This window comes from Streptomyces sp. cf386 (genome assembly GCF_900103585.1).
In the GTDB taxonomy this organism is placed as follows: Bacteria; Actinomycetota; Actinomycetes; order Streptomycetales; family Streptomycetaceae; genus Streptomyces.
Genome location: NZ_FNHV01000004.1, coordinates 246,367 through 262,616, shown reverse-complemented (window position 1 = coordinate 262,616; position 16,250 = coordinate 246,367). Strand labels below are relative to the sequence as shown.

At 70.6% G+C, this 16,250-nt stretch carries 16 protein-coding genes; 6 read left to right on the top strand and 10 right to left on the bottom strand.

Annotation, left to right across the window (positions count from 1 at the left end; all coding sequences use genetic code 11):
- Positions 1-67 precede the first annotated feature (67 nt).
- The 3 genes from BLU79_RS12340 to BLU79_RS12330 form a co-directional block, all read right to left on the bottom strand.
- Positions 68-1,597: an FAD-dependent monooxygenase gene (locus BLU79_RS12340; RefSeq protein ID WP_093905740.1), complete on the bottom strand. Its 1,530-nt coding sequence runs from the start codon at positions 1,595-1,597 to the stop codon at positions 68-70.
- 45 nt (positions 1,598-1,642) lie between these two features.
- Positions 1,643-2,575, bottom strand: coding sequence for a hypothetical protein (locus BLU79_RS12335; RefSeq protein WP_093905739.1), 933 nt, complete (start codon positions 2,573-2,575; stop codon positions 1,643-1,645).
- Positions 2,576-2,681: 106 nt separating this feature from the next.
- A complete protein-coding gene (locus BLU79_RS12330; protein ID WP_093905738.1) occupies positions 2,682-3,746 on the bottom strand; it encodes an acyltransferase family protein in 1,065 nt (354 codons plus the stop codon).
- A gap of 108 nt (positions 3,747-3,854) precedes the next feature.
- Between BLU79_RS12330 and BLU79_RS12325 the strand changes: the two genes are divergently transcribed.
- Together BLU79_RS12325 and BLU79_RS12320 are read left to right on the top strand one after the other, a co-directional pair.
- Positions 3,855-4,085: a twin-arginine translocase TatA/TatE family subunit gene (locus BLU79_RS12325; RefSeq protein WP_093905737.1), complete on the top strand. Its 231-nt coding sequence runs from the start codon at positions 3,855-3,857 to the stop codon at positions 4,083-4,085.
- Positions 4,082-4,213: a hypothetical protein gene (locus tag BLU79_RS12320; protein WP_256333274.1), complete on the top strand. Its 132-nt coding sequence runs from the start codon at positions 4,082-4,084 to the stop codon at positions 4,211-4,213. The genes BLU79_RS12325 and BLU79_RS12320 overlap by 4 nt, the downstream gene beginning before the upstream one ends.
- Before the next feature lie 18 nt (positions 4,214-4,231).
- On the opposite strand, the gene BLU79_RS12315 is transcribed toward BLU79_RS12320, so the two are convergent.
- Positions 4,232-5,023 (bottom strand): MBL fold metallo-hydrolase, encoded by a 792-nt coding sequence (locus BLU79_RS12315; RefSeq protein ID WP_093905736.1) that lies wholly within the window; start codon positions 5,021-5,023, stop codon positions 4,232-4,234.
- Between the two features lie 199 nt (positions 5,024-5,222).
- Between BLU79_RS12315 and BLU79_RS12310 the strand changes: the two genes are divergently transcribed.
- On the top strand, positions 5,223-6,128 hold the full coding sequence (locus BLU79_RS12310) for an amidohydrolase family protein (protein WP_093906028.1): 906 nt from the start codon (positions 5,223-5,225) through the stop codon (positions 6,126-6,128).
- 65 nt (positions 6,129-6,193) lie between these two features.
- On the opposite strand, the gene BLU79_RS12305 is transcribed toward BLU79_RS12310, so the two are convergent.
- Both BLU79_RS12305 and BLU79_RS12300 read right to left on the bottom strand, forming a co-directional pair.
- Complete coding sequence (locus BLU79_RS12305; protein WP_093905735.1) at positions 6,194-6,988, bottom strand: ABC-2 transporter permease; 795 nt, start codon at positions 6,986-6,988, stop codon at positions 6,194-6,196.
- Positions 6,989-6,994: 6 nt separating this feature from the next.
- Positions 6,995-7,948 carry an ABC transporter ATP-binding protein gene (locus BLU79_RS12300; RefSeq protein WP_093905734.1) on the bottom strand — a complete coding sequence of 318 codons (954 nt, stop codon included), beginning with the start codon at positions 7,946-7,948 and terminating at the stop codon, positions 6,995-6,997.
- Positions 7,949-8,080: 132 nt separating this feature from the next.
- Here BLU79_RS12300 and BLU79_RS12295 point away from each other — a divergent pair, with 132 nt between their 5' ends.
- Together BLU79_RS12295 and BLU79_RS12290 are read left to right on the top strand one after the other, a co-directional pair.
- Positions 8,081-9,763: a sensor histidine kinase gene (locus BLU79_RS12295; protein ID WP_093905733.1), complete on the top strand. Its 1,683-nt coding sequence runs from the start codon at positions 8,081-8,083 to the stop codon at positions 9,761-9,763.
- 2 nt (positions 9,764-9,765) lie between these two features.
- Complete coding sequence (locus BLU79_RS12290) at positions 9,766-10,428, top strand: response regulator transcription factor (protein ID WP_093906027.1); 663 nt, start codon at positions 9,766-9,768, stop codon at positions 10,426-10,428.
- A 13-nt stretch (positions 10,429-10,441) separates the two neighbouring features.
- Here BLU79_RS12290 and BLU79_RS12285 read toward each other — a convergent pair whose 3' ends face one another.
- From BLU79_RS12285 to BLU79_RS12275, 3 genes are all read right to left on the bottom strand, one after another.
- Positions 10,442-12,325 carry a sialidase family protein gene (locus BLU79_RS12285; RefSeq protein WP_093905732.1) on the bottom strand — a complete coding sequence of 628 codons (1,884 nt, stop codon included), beginning with the start codon at positions 12,323-12,325 and terminating at the stop codon, positions 10,442-10,444.
- 103 nt (positions 12,326-12,428) lie between these two features.
- Complete coding sequence (locus BLU79_RS12280) at positions 12,429-13,721, bottom strand: phospholipase D-like domain-containing protein (RefSeq protein ID WP_256333273.1); 1,293 nt, start codon at positions 13,719-13,721, stop codon at positions 12,429-12,431.
- A gap of 83 nt (positions 13,722-13,804) precedes the next feature.
- Positions 13,805-14,770 carry an alpha/beta fold hydrolase gene (locus BLU79_RS12275; RefSeq protein ID WP_093905731.1) on the bottom strand — a complete coding sequence of 322 codons (966 nt, stop codon included), beginning with the start codon at positions 14,768-14,770 and terminating at the stop codon, positions 13,805-13,807.
- Positions 14,771-15,005: 235 nt separating this feature from the next.
- Between BLU79_RS12275 and BLU79_RS12270 the strand changes: the two genes are divergently transcribed.
- Positions 15,006-15,698, top strand: a complete 693-nt coding sequence (locus tag BLU79_RS12270) for a hypothetical protein (RefSeq protein WP_256333272.1) — start codon at positions 15,006-15,008, stop codon at positions 15,696-15,698.
- A 29-nt stretch (positions 15,699-15,727) separates the two neighbouring features.
- On the opposite strand, the gene BLU79_RS12265 is transcribed toward BLU79_RS12270, so the two are convergent.
- Positions 15,728-16,237 carry an O-acetyl-ADP-ribose deacetylase gene (locus tag BLU79_RS12265; protein WP_093905729.1) on the bottom strand — a complete coding sequence of 170 codons (510 nt, stop codon included), beginning with the start codon at positions 16,235-16,237 and terminating at the stop codon, positions 15,728-15,730.
- Between the last annotated feature and the right edge of the window lie 13 nt (positions 16,238-16,250).

Genomic DNA, 16,250 nt, shown 5'->3' with positions numbered 1-16,250 from the left:
GAGCTTCCTCGGTGTGACTGCACGCAGAGGGGTACGGATCAACGCCGCGAGCTGTTCACCCCGGGTGTCACGCCCGCTCGATCGGCAGCCAGCGGGCGACGTAGGCCCACAGCCCCGCCGGCTCGGTACCGCTCGCGACGTAGCCGAGGTGGCCGTCGGGCCGTACGAGTGCCTGGGCGACGCCCGGCCAGGGGCTCCGGTCGCCGAGGCGGTGCACGGTGATCAGGTCCTCCCGGCCGGCCAGAATCGGGGCGAGCCGCTCATCCGGCCAGAGGTGCGGCGGTCCGGTCAGGAGCAGATGCCAGCCGGGGGCGGCGATCCGGGCCTGGAGGCCTTGAGGCCGGTCGGGCAGCCGGTCGCCGGCTCGCGGGCCGCGGCGGGGCGGTCGTGGGCCCGTCGTCGAGGCGGGGCTGCGGCGGTAGTGGATGCCGAGTTCGGAGACGGTGCGGAAGGCCCACGCGCGGGGAGCCCTCGCTCGCATCGCCAACGGGGCCAGGCGGGGCACGAGTTGGGAGCGCGCGAACCGGAGGACGGGATGCGGACTGGTGCCGATGGTGAAGGCGCGGTCGGTGAACCGGCGTACCTCACGGCCGACCGGGTCGCGTTCGCTCTCGTACGTCTCCAGCAGCTCCGGCGGTGCGTCGCCCCGGCACACCAGGGCCAGCTTCCAGCCCAGGTTGAGGGCGTCCTGGATGCCGGTGTTCATGCCCTGCGCCCCCGCCGGGCTGTGGATGTGGGCCGCGTCGCCGGCCAGGAAGCAGGACCCGGAGCGGTAGTGGGCGGCACCGCGGTTGTGGAGCCGGAAGTCGGTCATCCAGACCGGATCCCGCAGGACCAGGCCCTGCGCGCCGTACCGGTCGGCGATCCCTTGCAGGAGCGGCAGCGTCACCTTGCCGTCCGGGGCGTCGGACGGCCTCATCGCGAGCATCCGCCAGGGTGCCGGAGTACCGAGCGGGAAGAAGAACAGCACCCCGCCCCCGGTCATGAACGAGTGCACGGCGCCCGGCTCCAGCCCGTCGACGTGCAGGTCGGCGAGCAGATACGTGTGCGGATAGGCGTACCCCTCGAAATCGATGCCCGCCTCGGCTCGCACGGTGCTGTGGGCGCCGTCGCAGCCGACGACATAGCGCGCCGTCACGGTCTCCTCCGTGCCGTCGCGACCGCGCAGCCGGCAGACGACGTGCGGGCCCCGCTGCTCAAGGCCGAGCAGCTCCGTGCCGCGTTCGACCGTCACGTCCCGCTCGGCCAGGTGCTCACCGAGGACGTTCTCCGTCTCGGCCTGCGAGAGGAACAGCAGGAAGGGGTACGGGGTGTCGGGGAGCCCGATGTCGAAGAGCGGTACCGACACCGTGCGCCGGGTCAGGTGCATACGCAGCCGCACCGCCGGGTTGCCGCGGGCCACCAGCCGGTCGGTCACGCCGAAGCCCGCCAGCGCCTCCAGGGTGCGGGGCTGGATGCCGAGGGCCCGGGACTCGCGCACACGGTCCAGGGAGCGGTCGACGATACGGAACCGGGTCCCGTAGGCGCGCAGTTGCGCGGCGAGCGCGAGCCCTGTCGGTCCCGCGCCGACCACCAGTACGTCCAGCGGTGCCGTCATGGGTCCACGGTAAGCAGAGCGGCGTGTCAGGCGTTCACTCGGGTCTCACTTCGTGCGGAAGCTCAGCACGGCGCCGTCCTTGTTCACGGCGACGGCCTTGACGGTGACCTCGCCGTTCTTGTCGCCGAAGGTTCCGCTGCCGCCGGCCGCCAGTGAGGTCTCCCCCACGGCGCCGTCGGGGTCGTTGTTGCGCACCGTGGCCTTCGTCTCCGTCAGCGACACGCGCAGCCGCCATGCGCCGACCGTGAGGTGGATCTGCTTCGTCACCAGGATCTCGCAGGCACCGTCCGCGCAGGCGGCGACGTCCGTGGCGTCGGCGGCCTCGGGCAGCGGTGCTGGCGGGGCGCACTCGGGTGCGGCGCGGTACGCGGCCGAGAGCTTCGGCTCCTCGGCGGCCACGGCAGACAGGCCGGGCTCGGGCGTCTTCAGGGACGCGACCAGGTCGCCGACGCGTCCGGCCCGGTCGACCGAGTCCTCCGCGGGGCTCGTGTACCCGCCGGCCTCGCTGAGCTCGTCGACCTTCGGCCGGACCCTCGCGACCTCCTTGGTCAGCCCGGCGTGCAGCCGGTCCGCCGCGGCGATGCCCGACTGTCGTACGTCATTCAGCGCGCCGGCGATCTCGTCGAGGGACGACGACGTCTCCGACAGGTAGCTCATCGCGATGAACTCGGCGCCGATCAGTGCGTCGTCGGGCGGGTCGGTGATGTCCTTGACCGCGATCGCGCTGTTCGTCTTCGCCGTCTCGAACAGCTCCGTGGCCTCACACATCTGCCCGGCCCACTGCGTCAGCGCCCGGCTCGGGACGTTGGACTTCGACGAGGTGGACTTCGACGGGCTGGACTTCGACGCACTCCCCCGAGCCCCCGCCGAGCCGCCATCGCCCGCCGCGTCCGACGTCCCCGATGAGCATCCGCCCACTACCAGCACGATCCCGACCGCCAGCAGGGCGCAGCGCCCCGCCCTCGTCATCACCCGCATCGCCCGTCCCCTCTCCACCGCTACGGCTCAGCCGCGCGCCATCATGGGGTCGCCCCTTCGGGAGCCCTCCCGAGATCCCCAGATCCGGGTCCGCCGCCCGAACGGGTCACCGCACTCCACGGCGGAAGACCCGCTGTACGGCGGGGGCGCACAGTGCGGTCATGACCGCCGCGGCGATCAGCGTGACGGTGATCTCGCCGACCGGCTGCCGGAGCCAGGCGCCGTCGTACCAGCCCCAGAACTCGGCCCCCTGGGCGACGAAGCCATGCAGCAGATAGCCGCACAGCGTGCCCGCGCCCAGCACCGTGAACCACGTCCGGCGCCCCGGCACCCAGGCGAGAAAGCAGGCCACGAGGACGACAGAGCAGCCGAAGGTGGCCAGGGTCATCACGGGCCCGCACCAGGCCGGCACGGCCAGTTCCTGCGCGCTGTCACTGTGGAAGAACCAGGCGTAGTCCATCCGCGGGGCCGCCCAGTACGCCACGGCGAGTGCGCAGAAGAGGACCGGCGCGGCCAGGAGACGCACCTCGCGGCGACGCACCAGCTCGAAGTACTCCGGCTTCAGGAAGAGTCCCAGCACGAAGTACGGCAGGAACTGAAGCACGCGCTGGAGGTCGAGGTCGTCGCCGATGGACGGTGAGACGGTCGCCAGCATGGCGAGGCCGAGCGCGACCGGCATCGGCCACCGCAGGAGTCGCCAGACGGGCGAGGTCAGCCGCCAGATGAACAGCGCCGCCAGGTACCAGGTCAGGTACAGCGGATCGAGCAGGCTGATCGCCCGGTCGGGGTCCTGGGATGTCCATTGGGTGAAGTAGGTGTACGCCACCTCGAAGACGACGTACGGCACGACGAGCCCGGTCAGCAGCCGCCTGACCCGCTCCGGACTCTCGTCGAAGCCGCGCGAGAAGTAGCCGGAGAGGGTGATGAACACCGGCATGTGGAAGGCGTAGACGAGCAGGTACAGGGCGGTGACGGCCCGACTGCCCTCACGCAACGGCTCCCATGCGTGTCCCGTCGCGACCAGCAGGATCGCCAGGTACTTGGCGTTGTCGAGGTGGGGGTCCCGCGGCTCGACACGTCTCGCTTCCGTCCCTGCGGACGGCAGCGGCTGCCGCCGTCGTTCCGGTACGGGGGTGGCGTCAGTTACCGGTGTGGCGTCGGCGCGGAACATTGCCAGCACCCTAGCCATACATCTGAGCGGTCGCACAAGCCCGCCACCATGGGATGCTGCCCTACCTGCGCCAACACGGCATCCGGCTCACCAGAAGGACAGGACCTCATGTTCGGACTGAGCGAACTCGCGATCATCCTCCTCGTCGTCATAGCCGTCCTCTGTGCGAAGAAGCTCCCCGACCTGGCTCGTTCGGCGGGCAAGTCGGCACGCATCCTCAAGGCCGAGGCCAGGGCGGCGAGGGACGAGGACGATCCGGCCACGCCCCGGGTGATCCAGGGGGAGACGGTCACGCCGGACGAGTCGAAGCCCGAGGGGCCCCAGCAGCCTCGGCCATGATCGCCGGGCCGGGCCGGGTCAGGAGCAGGGCGCATCTGCACACCCCGCTACAGGCACTGGGTCGTTGGGCCGAGGAATACATCCCCGAAGTACTCGCGGCACGCGAGGCCTACGACGCCCGGCAGTGACCGCGCCGTCCGGCGCCGTCAGCCCCGCTGACCCCAGTCCAGGCGGTCGGTGAGCCCCGCGGCGGCGAAGGCCGCCGCCAACTCGTCGTGGCCCTCGGTGAAGTGGGTCCAGCTGTCGTAGTGCACGGGGACCACCCGGCGGGCGCCGAGTATCCGAGTGGCTTCGGCGGCCATGGCGCTGTCGAGGACGAGGGGTTCGCCGTCGAAGAGGGCGGCGAAGCGGGGCGCGCCGGCGAACAGGACGGCCGTGTCCACCGGCCCGAAACGGTCGGCCGTCTCCCTGACGGCGTCGAGGGAGGCGTTGTCGCCGCTGACGTAGACCGTGGGCAGTCCGTCCCCCGTCAGGACGAAGCCGACGACCTGTCCGGTGAACGCCTCGACCTCCTCGCGCGGGCCGGGGCCGTGGACGGCGGGGACACCGGTCACGGTGACCGTGCCGCCGTCAGGGCGGTCGAGCTCGACCGACTCCCAGTCGGCCAGCCCGGTCGCCTTGGCGCCGAGGCGCTTGCCACCGCCCGGGGTGGTGAGGGTGAGCGGCACGTCGGCGAGCAGGGCGCGGCCGGAGCGGTCGAGGTTGTCGGCGTGCTCGTCGTGGGACAGCAGGACGACGTCGACGGGGCCGAGTTCGGTGGGGTTGCCGGTGGAGGGGGCGGTCTTGGTCAGGAGCGGGCCGCCCGATGCCGGGTAGTCGCCGGGAGCGTCGAAGGTGGGGTCGGTGAGAAAGCGCAGTCCGCCGTACTCGAAGAAGGCGGTCGGGCCGCCGAAGACACGGACGGGGAACTGCTCACGGGTCGTCTCGGAGAGAGCCACGAAGAAGCACCTCACGGATGGGAGCGGTTTATCCGTGATGAACCGTAGCCTCTTCTCACGGATAAGAGCAAGGCATACCGTGAGAGGCGCGAGGATGTCCGGGCCTGCGAACGCCGCACCCAACGGAGTGACAGATCCCTCATGGATCCCTTGCGTGAAAGGGTGGACCCCCATCTCACCCACACCGATCGTGGGCGACGTGAACGATCACCACAGGGCGCCTGTCGACGCAGCCGACTCCGACGAGGTCCGTCGCTTCTGGGAGCGGCTCGGTCTTCCCGGGCTCATCGACGTCCACACGCACTTCATGCCCGAGCGCGTCCTGCGCAAGGTATGGGACTACTTCGACGCGCTCGGAACGCTGACCGGCGGACTCGAATGGCCGATCACCTACCGGCAGGAGGAAGCGGAACGGACGGCCCTGCTCCGGGAGTTCGGCGTACGGGCCTTCACCGCGATGCTCTACCCGCACAAGCCCGGCATGGCCCGGTGGCTGAACGGCTGGGCGGCCGACTTCGCCCGCCGCACCCCCGACTGTCTGCACACCGCCACCCTGTTCCCCGAGCCGGACGTCGAGGCATACGTCCGGGAGGCGGTCGAGGCGGGTGCGCGCGTCTTCAAGGCGCATGTACAGGTGGGGGCGTACGACCCTGCTGACCAACTCCTAGATTCGGCTTGGGGGTTGCTGGCCGAGGCCGGGATCCCCGTGGTGATCCACTGCGGCTCCGGGCCCGCGCCCGGCAAGCACACCGGCCCCGAGCCGATCGCACAGGTCCTCGCGCGGCACCCCCGGCTGCGGCTGATCGTCGCGCATCTGGGGATGCCCGAGTACGAGGAGTTCCTCGGCCTCGCCGAGCGGTACGGGGAGGTACGGCTGGACACGACGATGGCGTTCACCGACTTCTCCGAGGGGTTCATGCCGTTTCCCCGCCGGGCCCTGCCGAGGCTGGCGGCGCTCGGCGACCGCGTCCTGCTCGGCTCCGACTTCCCCAACATCCCCTATCCGTATGTGCACCAGCTCGACGCCCTGGAACGGCTGGGTCTCGGGGAGGAGTGGCTGCGGGCCGTGTGCCACGACAACGCGGCGGAGTTGTTCGGAGTGTGAGCGGCCAGGGTGCGTGCGGCACATCCCGTATCGCTGCCACGCGCAGGCCGGGCGGCCACGGCCGGCTAGGCGTCGCGCCGACGCAGCACCGTGTAGCCGCCGGCCAGCGCGGACGACGCCCACAGCAGGAGCACCACCAGAGCCGTGCCGCCGCCGTAGGGATCGGTGTCCTGCGTCATGAGCACGGTGCCGGCGACGCTCGGCAGGTAGTCGCCGGCGGTCTCCAGCCACTGGGCGCCGATGACGCCCATCAGCTGCGGCAGCGCCAGCAGCACCATGATCAGGGTCGTGATGGTGCCCGCGGCGCTGCGCAGCACGGTGCCGAGGCCGATCGCCGTCATCGCGAGCAGGGCGAGGTAGGTGCCCGCGCCGAAGGCCGTGCCGAGCAACTCACCGCCCGTGTACGTGCCGTACTCCCCCATGAACGAGGCGGCGGCCAGACTGGCCGGCACGCTGAAGACGAACCCCGCCACGGCGACGACCGCGATGACGACCAGTGTCTTGGACCAGAGCATCCGGCCGCGGGCGGGCACGCTCTGCAGCGTGGTGCGGATCGAGCCGCTGGAGTACTCGCCGGTGAGCGCGAGCGTGGCGAGCACGACGACGGTCAGCTGGGAGAGCAGGAACGCCTGCGAGGCGTGGTGCGGGGCGGGCATGGTGACGTCCACGCCCTTCTTCGCACTCGCGTCGGCCGACATGCCGACGATCACGGCGAACCCCACGGTGAGCACCAGGCCGACCAGGAGGTTCCACCACGTCGCACGGACGCTCCACAGCTTCGTCCACTCGAACGCGAGGGCGCCTTTGAATCCGCCGCCCTTGACCGGGCCGACGAGCTTGGGTACCGCTGTCGCTGTCATATCCCCTTACGCTTTCTGGTGATCCAGCGCTTCGGAGGCCGGGGAGAGGGACGGATTGCCGTACTCCACACTGGCGGCGGTGAGTTCCATGTAGGCCTGCTCCAGGCTGGCCTTGCGCAACGTCAGCTCGTGGACCGGGACCCGGTGCCGGAAGGCCAGGTCGCCGATCTCCTGAAGGGTGCCGCCGACGACGATCAGCTCCTCGGGCGCGGCGCCTTGTCCCTGCTCCACGGTCGCGCCGAGCTGCAGCAGTTCGCGCCGGAGCACGTCCGGTCGCGGGGTGCGGACGCGGACGGCGTTCAGGGAACTGCTCGCGATGACCTCCTCGATGGGGGCGTCGGCGATGACCCTGCCGCGGCCGATGACCACCAGGTGGTCGGCGGTCTCCTGCATCTCGCTCATCAGGTGGCTGGAGACGAACACCGTGCGGCCCTCCGCCGCCAGCGACCGCATCAGCTCCCGCACCCAGCGCACGCCGTCCGGGTCGAGGCCGTTGACCGGCTCGTCGAAGAGCAGCACCTCCGGGTCGCCGAGCAGCGCCGCGGCGATACCCAGCCGCTGACCCATGCCGAGGGAGAAGGAGCCGATCCGCTTCCTGCCCACCTCGGTGAGCCCCACGATCTCCAGCACCTGGGCGACCCGGGAGGCCGGGATGCCGTTGCTGCGCGCCATGCCGAGCAGATGGTGGTGGGCCGAGCGGCCGGGATGTCCGGCCTTGGCGTCGAGGAGGGCGCCCACCTCGCGCAGCGGGTGCTTGAGCCGCGCGTGGGGCTTGCCATCGACGAGGGCGCGGCCCGCCGTCGGTGTGTCAAGGCCGACGATCATCCGCATGGTCGTCGACTTGCCCGCGCCGTTCGGCCCCAGGAAACCCGTCACCTTTCCCGGGTTGGTGCCGAACGAGATGTCGGACACCGCCGTCTTGTCGCCATACCTCTTGGTCAGTCGGTCAACAGTGATCATTACTGCCCGCTCCTTCCATGGTCACGAGGCAAACCTAGGAGGACGCCGCTCCGCGAACATCTGTCGATCGGCAACGACCGACTCGACTTTCGGCAGATCCTTGGGCCGCACCGGCCCTTGTAGCGTGCGGGAATGCAGCTTCGGCAGGCGGCCCGCGGGCGGGCGCGGAACATCCTTCAAGTGCTCGGCTCCGAGCGGCCGTTCATCCGGCGCAGCGACCTCCTGCTGCTCGCGGTGCTGCCGGCGCCGGCGGTTCTGACCGCCTCGGGGCTCGCGGGTGGACCGGTCAGCCGGCTCGGCGTCGTGCTGGTCGTCACGGCGGCCTTGGCCGTGCGCCGGACGATGCCGCTGCTGTCCCTGGCGCTGGCCGCCGCGCTCGTCCTCTCCTACCCGGTACTCGGCTCCACCATGGCGCCGATGGTGCCGACCCTGGTACTGAGCTTCCTGGCGGGTCGCCGGGTGGCCGAACTCTGGCACGCCCACGCGGTGTTCCTCGGCGTGGCCGTGGCGGGGCTGCTGCTGACCACCGCCTTCGCGCAGCCCAAGGACCTGCTGAGTCTGCTCATCACCGAGTTCGCCACCTGCGTCCTGCCGTGGTGGGCGGGCAGTTGGTCGCGTCAGCGCTCCGAGCTGACGCGAGCCGGCTGGGAGCGTGCCGAGCAACTGGAGTGGAAGCAGCGCTTCGTCGCCGAGCAGGCCCGGCTCAAGGAGCGCGCCCGGATCGCGCAGGACATCCACGACTCGCTGGGCCACGAGCTGAGCGTGATGGCCCTGCTGTCCGGCGGGCTGGAGCTGTCCCCCGGTCTGTCCGCCGAACACCGCCAGACCATGGGCCAGTTGCGGGAACGCTGCACCATGGCCACCGAACGGCTGCACGAGGTCATCGGGCTGCTGAGGGAGGACTCCGCACCGTCGCTGCATCCCGCGCAGGAGTCGATCGGCGAGCTGGTGCGGCGCTTTCAACGGTCCGGGAACCCGGTGCGGTTTCGGGAGGAGGGCGCGGAATCGGGCCGGCCACCGCTGCTCGCCGAGCTCGCCGCCTATCGAGTGGTGCAGGAGGCGCTGACGAACGCGACCAAGCACGCGCCGGCCGCGGTCGTCACCGTACGGGTGATCCACCGGGCGGACGAGACCGTGGTGTCGGTGTTCAACGAGGTGCCCGCCGACGACCGCCGGCCCACCGCATCGGGCAGCGGTCTCGGGCTGATCGGCCTGGACGAGCGGGTCCGGCTGGCCGGCGGCACCCTGCGGGCCGGACCGCGGGCCACCGGTTTCGAGGTGCGCGCCGAACTGCCGCACATCCCGCCGGTCCCGACCCGGGCCATGTCCGACGCACCCGGCGAGGAGCCGGCCGGGGCAGACGTCGGGGAACCGGTGCCGGGCGGCGCCGCCCCGGACGATCCCGAAGCGCCCGAGCACGCCCAGGCACCGAGTTGGAGCGCGTCCCGGGCGGCGCTGATACGCGCCAGGGCCGGGCTGCGCCGGGACGCGACTCGGGCCGCGCTGATCCCGGTGGTGCTCGGGACGGGCCTGGTGCTGACGCTGGCCGGGCTCTACGTCTTCACCTCGGCGATGACCTCGGTGTCCGCCGAGGACTACGCGGGAATGCGGCGGGGCGAGACGCGCGCGGAACTGGCGCCGGTGCTCCCCGAGCGGCGCATCAGCAAGCCGCCGCCGGTCGTCGACGAGCCTCCCGTCCCGCCGGGGGCCGTGTGCGAGTACTACCGGGCCGGCGACGGTGTCCTGCAGTTCACCGACACCCTGTACCGGTTGTGCTTCCGGGATGATGTCCTGGTGGCCAAGGACACCCTGTGACGATTCGCGTACTGCTCGCCGACGACGAGGCCATTGTCAGGGCCGGAGTCCGCTCCATCCTGACCACCCAGCCGGGCATCGAGGTCGTGGCCGAGGCCGCGGACGGGCGCGAGGCGGTCGAACTGGCCCGCAGGCACCGGCCCGATGTGGCCCTGCTGGACATCCGCATGCCGGAGATGGACGGGCTGACCGCCGCGGCGGAACTCCGGTCCACCAACCCGGGCACCGCGGTGATCGTTCTGACGACCTTCGGTGAGGACAAGTACATCGAACGGGCCCTAGACGAGGGGGTGGCCGGCTTCCTGCTGAAGGCCTCGGATCCACGTGACCTCATCTCCGGAGTGCGCGCCGTGGCGGCCGGCGGCGCCTGTCTCTCCCCCTTGGTGGCGCGGCGGTTGATGACGGAACTCCGCAGGGCACCCTCGCCCCGCGCGGAACTCTCCGGCGCCCGCACGGCGCTGCTGACCCAGCGGGAGCAGGAGGTACTGGGGATGCTGGGCGCCGGGCTGTCGAACGGGGAGATCGCCGCACGGCTGCACCTGGTCGAGGGCACCATCAAGGCGCACGTCAGCGCGATCCTGAACCAGCTCGGCGTACGCAACCGAGTGCAGGCGGCGATCATCGCCTACGAGGCGGGGCTGGTGAAGACGACGGACCTCGCGTAGGCGGAGCCCCCCGTCAGCCGCCTGCGGTCACCTGGTCCATCGGCAGCCACAGTGTCGTGTTCGAGGACGGGCCGATGTTCGTCTGGCGGACGCGGGTGAGCTCGGCGTCGGTCAGGGCCCGGTTCCAGACGCGGACCTCGTCGATGCCACCGGTGAAGAACGCCCTGCTGTCCATGCGCTGGCCGATGTGCACGCCGAACGGCGAGTTGCGGCTGACGGATCCGGACACGTCGGCCGTGCTGAACTGCCTGCCGTCGATGAACAGGGCGAGCCGCCCGCCACCGCGACGCAGGGCGAGATGGTGCCATCGGCCGTCGTTGTGCGCGGCGGTGGTGCTGACGGACGCCGAGCGTACGACCGTGGCGCCGCTGCGCACCGTCATCAGACCGCGCACGCGGTTGCTCGCCGGTTCGCCACGCAGCCAGAACTGGGGCTGGCTGCCGCCGATACCGCCCATCCACAGCAGGGGCTGCTCGCCCGTGCGACCGGTGTAGCGGAACCACAGGGAGGCGGTGAAGTTCTGGGTGCCGAGCGCGAGTTGGGTGCGGAACGGCAGGCGCACCGCGTCGTTGGCGCCGTCGAAGGCCAGTGCGCCGCCGAACACGCCGGCCGTGGGCGTGGCCCCGCCGAGTACGCTCGCACGCTGGGCGGCGGGGGCGCGGTCGGCCGTGGTCGGGTCAGGGCCGCGGCGCGGGGTGAGCCACTCCTCGTTGAAGCGGGCGAAGCGGATCTCGTCGCGGGCGTCGACGGCGCCGCCCTCGTACATCAGCCCCACCACGCCGCCACCGATGTGCACCATGTCGGAGTAGCCCGACCAGTCCTGGGTCACGACGGTGCCGCGATCCACGCTCTCCCAGGTGCTGCCACCGTCGTAGGAGGAGCGGATCATCATGGTCCGGCGGCGGTCCGGGTCGCCGGGGCAGGACAGCAGGGTGCGGTCGCCCAGTTGCAGCACCGCCCCCTGGACCTGCGGCGTGTAGAGGTTCGGGACGGCGCGGAACCGGACGACGAAGCTGTCGCCGCCGTCCTCGCTGAAGGTCTGGGTGCGGTGGCCCAGATCGGTGCCGTCCTGCTCACGACCGCTGACCACGATGACGCCGTCGTTGCGCTCGGTGAGGGTGACTTCGGACGACTTCTGAGGGAAGGTGCCGTCGGCGGCGATGGGCCAGGAGTCGGTGGCACCTCTTCGCCAGGTGGTGCCGCCGTCGTCGCTGACGATGAGTGCCGCGTGGTTGGCGGTGACCCGGCTGCCGTTCCAGGTCTCGGTGTTGACGCCGAAGACCAGCCGGCCGGGGTGGCTGCCGTGGGCGAGCTGGATCCCGTGGACGGGGCCGGTGGCGTACCAGGAGTTCCAGTTCGGGGGCCTGATCTGTGCGCTCAGGTCGCGCGGCCGGGACCAGGTGCGGCCGTCGTCGTCGCTGTACTGCAGGTGGGGGCTGCGTTCGCACGGGACGTCACAGCTCCCGCCGTCCGCACTCGCCGGGTTGTGCGTCTGCGGGAGGAGGATGCGGCCGGTGGTCCGGTCCACGACCGGGGCCGGGTTGCCGTGGGTGTCGCCGGCACCGTCGCTGACGACCTGGAGCGGTCCCCATGTGCGGCCGCCGTCGGTCGAGCGTTTCAGCACGATGTCGATGTCCTCCGCGTCACCGCAGCTGCGGTGACGTCCCTCGGCGAACGCGAGGAGCGTGCCTTGGGTGGTTTGCACGACCGCCGGGATCCGGAAGCACGCGTAGCCGCCCGGATCCTGGGACGCCTTGAAGATGACGCGCTGCTCGAACAACGGCACGGCGGCCTTGGCGGGTTGGGCGTGGGCGGGGCCCGCGAGGACCGCCATCGTCACCATGACGACGCCTGCGGCGAGGTCGGCTCTCAGACGTGCGCGAAGCCTCGACGGCATGGAGGGCCCTTCATTTCGCCTGCTCATCCGGACATATCGCGTCCGATTTACTCACAATTAGGCGAAATTGGTGGCGGTGACACGCCACGCGGCCTCCGGAACGTCATCCGCCACAGGCGGAGCGGATCCGATAGAAGGTGCTCAGGTACCTGGAGTGATAGGACGCACTGGCGACCCGCACGATCGCCTCGTCGGCCGAGCGGAGCGACGACCCGGTCAGGTTGGCACTGCCGGTGTAGACGCGCGGGGTGATGTCACCGTTGTAGTCACCGTCGATCAGGATCTGCTTGTTGTGCGGACGGACGTCGATTCCGGGGCCGTTGGGAATACGGCATCTGCGGTGCTGGATCCCCGCGGCGTTCAGCCGACTGGTGATCGCGGAGTCACTGTCGGCGTAGATGATGTCGATCCAGCACCCCCGGCCGCGCAGCTGGGCCAGTTTGTCGGCGACCTGGCGGCGGGAGCCGAAGAAGCTGTGCGTCACGATGCGGATGTCGGTCTGGTGCTGCAGCCCGTCCGCGCCGGTGTAGGTGCAGCTGATCTCGTTGAGCACGCCGACGACGGTGTCCGTGGCCGAGTTGAAGTACGACGCGTCACCGCGCGGGAAGAAGTAGCCGCGATAGGTCGAGCCGGTCGGTGTGGAGAAGTACGCGTTGTTGTTGCCGCGTGCCAGGGTGCGGCCCTGACGGAGCTGCTCGTGGTACGAGACGTAGGCGTTGTACACCGTGCCGTCCGTGAAGGTGACGGCGTCGTTGAAGGACTCGACCTTGTACCAGTCGGAGAGGTTCGAGGAGGTCTGGAACACGACCCTCGCATAGCTGGTGCCGTCGTCGAACGGCCCGATCCTCGAGAAGGTGAAGAACTTGTTGTGGTTGTAGGCCGGTTGGGGCGGGGCCACGGCCAGGCAGCCGCGCTGGACATCGTCCACTCCGTCGGCGTCCTCGAACCGGTCGTCGCAGACGACGCTCCAGGAGCGGGCACCCGTACTGGTTCCCAGCACGGATCTGAGCGACTGGTACGCCGCGTTGCCGAACTCGGCGCCGCCTGGACCCACATAGGTCGAGTCGTCGACGATGAGTCTGACGTCGACGCCCCGCCCATGAGCGGCGATCAGCGCGTTCGCGACCTCCTGGTCGATGAACTCGTGCATCGCGCCGCGGATCTGCGCCCCGGCCGGCGTTGCGTCGATCAGCCGAACGAGCTGGGTGAAGACCGCCTTCTGCTGCGCCGCCGTGCCCAGCGGGTCATTGAACACGGGCCCGTTGATGACGGGCTTGGTCAGGGCCGCGGCCGGCGTCGCACCACCGACGAGAAGTGCGGTCACCAGGGACAGGACGACAGCGACGGTGGGGAGCAGTCGGTCGGTGAGGGGCCTGACGGCGGGCAGGAAGATCACACATCGAGACTCCCTTGCCGCAATCCACGGCTGTCTGATTGTGTGTCAAATTCATTCGGATGGCGCACAGGGGCTTATCGGGCTCATCGGGAGCAAGCCGTGAGGAACTCGATGAGCGCCCGGTTCACGTCGTCCGGACGTTCCTGCTGGGTCCAGTGTCCGCAACCTGCCAACTTGACGGGCTCGCGCCACAGGTTGGGCATCAGGTCGGGGAGGCTCTCGATGAACTCGGGCGTGCCCGGGAACGCCGGGACCAGGTCGCGGTCGCCGTAGATGTACAGGGCGGGCGGGGTGACGACGGCGCCGTGCCAGGGAGCGGTCAGCTCCCAGTTGCGGTCGAGGTTGCGGTACCAGTTGAGGGCGCCGGTGAAGCCTCCGGAGAAGCTCTCGGCGAGTGCGTCGAGGTCGTCCTCGGTGAACCAGGCCGGCAGTACTTCGGGGTCCCGCATGTCCGCGAGCCAGCCGCGCTCGGGGTCGACCAGTGGCTGCTTGCCGTGGTCGGCGGCGGGGGTGTCACCGGAAGCCGAGTAGAAGAACTTCCGCAGGGTGGTGCGCGTGTCCTTCGCGAACTCGGCGTCGGCCACACCGGGGCGGTTGAAGTAGTTCCAGTAGAACCGGCCGCCGAACCTCTCCTCCATGGCGGCCAGCGGAGGCTGTGCACCCCGGGACGGGGGCGGCACGCTCAGGCCGGCCACGCCGAGCACCATGTCCGGCCGCAGCAGGGCGGTGTGCCAGGCGACCGGGGCGCCCCAGTCGTGGCCGACCACGTACGCCTTCTCCTCGCCCAGGGCGTGGATGAGTCCGACGACGTCACCGACCAGGTGGAGGATGGTGTACGCGTCCACGGCGTCGGGGTGGTCGCTGCGTCCGTATCCCCGCTGGTCGGGGGCGACCACGCGGAAGCCGGCGTCGGCCAGCGGGCCGAACTGGTGATGCCAGGAGTGCCACGACTCGGGGAAGCCGTGCAGGAGCACCACCAGGGGGCCCTCGCCCTGCTCGGCGATGTGGAGCCGAACGCCGTTCACGTCAACCAGTCGATGCTCAACCATGTGGATAAGTGTACGGGCCATGATTTTCGGACGATTGTGCGGGGCTGTGGCGGCCTGCCGGGAGGCCAAGGACCCGTGGCCCGGTCGGCAGTGGCCGGATGTCACCCCAACTGACGTACATGCATGTGAAGTTGGGCTGCAGGCTGGAGAGACTCCTGAGACGGGCCGGGGCGGGCGATACGGGGAGGGGACCCAAGTGAGCGGTGCGGGGGACGGGACGCCTTCGGGGCGTCGGATGAGTGTGGGAGAGATCGCCGCGTTGGTCTCCGCGGCCGCCGCCGTCGTCGGCCTCCTGTTGGCGATGTTCGGCGTGCCGCTCATCGGGGGCTCGTCATCGGGCAACCGGCCCACCACCGCCGGCGGTGCCGCCGCCGCATCGGCAGCACCGGACTCGTCCGCGTCGACCGCGCCGCCGACCGACCCGGCGGCATCGTCCTCCGCGCTCCCGAGCGGCTGGCGCCGGGTCGACGCACCCGACCTCAGGGCCACCTTCGCCGTCCCCGACAGTTGGACTCAGGACATCGACAGCGACATCCAGAGCAACTGGAGCTCCCCGGACGAAAGCCACGCCATGAGCCTCAAGCGGGACCTGTCGTACGGGTCGACGCCGAAGGCGGCCTGCGCCGGACAGCTGAAGTGGTACCGCGACACGTCCGTGTCCCGGATGGCCGACCTCGACGTCGTCACCCACCCGACCCGGCAGAACGGCAAGGACGCCCTCTGGTTGGAGATCGACTACCACTCGGCCGGCCAGGACGAACCCCGCAAGCGCGTCGAGCTGTTCGTCGCGGGCAAGGCCGGCCACGTCTATCAGCTGCTCTTCGACACCGCCGCCACTCCCGGAAAGCTGGCGACTCAGAAGCAGCTGTTCGCCACCGCACGCGCGCATCTGCTCATCGACCAGAGTGTGCGACCGGCGCCCAGCTGAGCGGCGCACTCGGGCCCACCCCGGCTCCCTCAGCCGAGCTGCCGGGCGAACACCTCGTACGCCGCCTCGTCGAAGAGGACGAACCGCACCTCTTCGACCACCGTCCGTGCGCTCCGCACCGCCTCCACCGCGATACGAGCCGCATCGTCCATCGGCCACCTGTACACCCCGGTGGAGATCGCCGGGAACGCGACCGTCCGCGCGCCCAGTTCGTCGGCGACCCGCAGGGATTCCCGGTGGCAGGAGGCCAGCAGCTCGGAACGGTCCTCGGTGGCCGACCAGACCGGGCCCACCGTATGAATCACCCACCGTGCGTCCAGCTCCCCCGCCGTCGTGGCCACCGCCTGCCCCGCGGGCAGGCCCTTGCCGTACTGGGAGGCGCGCAGTTTGCGGCACTCGGCGAGGATCGCGGGGCCGCCGCGGCGGTGGATCGCGCCGTCGACTCCTCCCCCGCCGAGGAGGGAGGAGTTCGCGGCGTTGACGATCGCGTCGACACTCTCACGCGTGATGTCACCCTGAACGAGCCTGATGGTGGTCATGACTGCCTCTATA

Bases quoted from the DNA above. Each gene is read 5' to 3' on its own strand.
- BLU79_RS12340 (WP_093905740.1), bottom strand. From the start codon at position 1,597: ATGACGGCACCGCTGGACGTACTGGTGGTCGGCGCGGGACCGACAGGG.
- BLU79_RS12335 (WP_093905739.1), bottom strand. From the start codon at position 2,575: ATGCGGGTGATGACGAGGGCGGGGCGCTGCGCCCTGCTGGCGGTCGGG.
- BLU79_RS12330 (WP_093905738.1), bottom strand. From the start codon at position 3,746: ATGTTCCGCGCCGACGCCACACCGGTAACTGACGCCACCCCCGTACCG.
- BLU79_RS12325 (WP_093905737.1), top strand. From the start codon at position 3,855: ATGTTCGGACTGAGCGAACTCGCGATCATCCTCCTCGTCGTCATAGCC.
- BLU79_RS12320 (WP_256333274.1), top strand. From the start codon at position 4,082: ATGATCGCCGGGCCGGGCCGGGTCAGGAGCAGGGCGCATCTGCACACC.
- BLU79_RS12305 (WP_093905735.1), bottom strand. From the start codon at position 6,988: ATGACAGCGACAGCGGTACCCAAGCTCGTCGGCCCGGTCAAGGGCGGC.
- BLU79_RS12300 (WP_093905734.1), bottom strand. From the start codon at position 7,948: ATGATCACTGTTGACCGACTGACCAAGAGGTATGGCGACAAGACGGCG.
- BLU79_RS12295 (WP_093905733.1), top strand. From the start codon at position 8,081: ATGCAGCTTCGGCAGGCGGCCCGCGGGCGGGCGCGGAACATCCTTCAA.
- BLU79_RS12285 (WP_093905732.1), bottom strand. From the start codon at position 12,325: ATGCCGTCGAGGCTTCGCGCACGTCTGAGAGCCGACCTCGCCGCAGGC.
- BLU79_RS12275 (WP_093905731.1), bottom strand. From the start codon at position 14,770: ATGGTTGAGCATCGACTGGTTGACGTGAACGGCGTTCGGCTCCACATC.
- BLU79_RS12270 (WP_256333272.1), top strand. From the start codon at position 15,006: ATGAGTGTGGGAGAGATCGCCGCGTTGGTCTCCGCGGCCGCCGCCGTC.
- BLU79_RS12265 (WP_093905729.1), bottom strand. From the start codon at position 16,237: ATGACCACCATCAGGCTCGTTCAGGGTGACATCACGCGTGAGAGTGTC.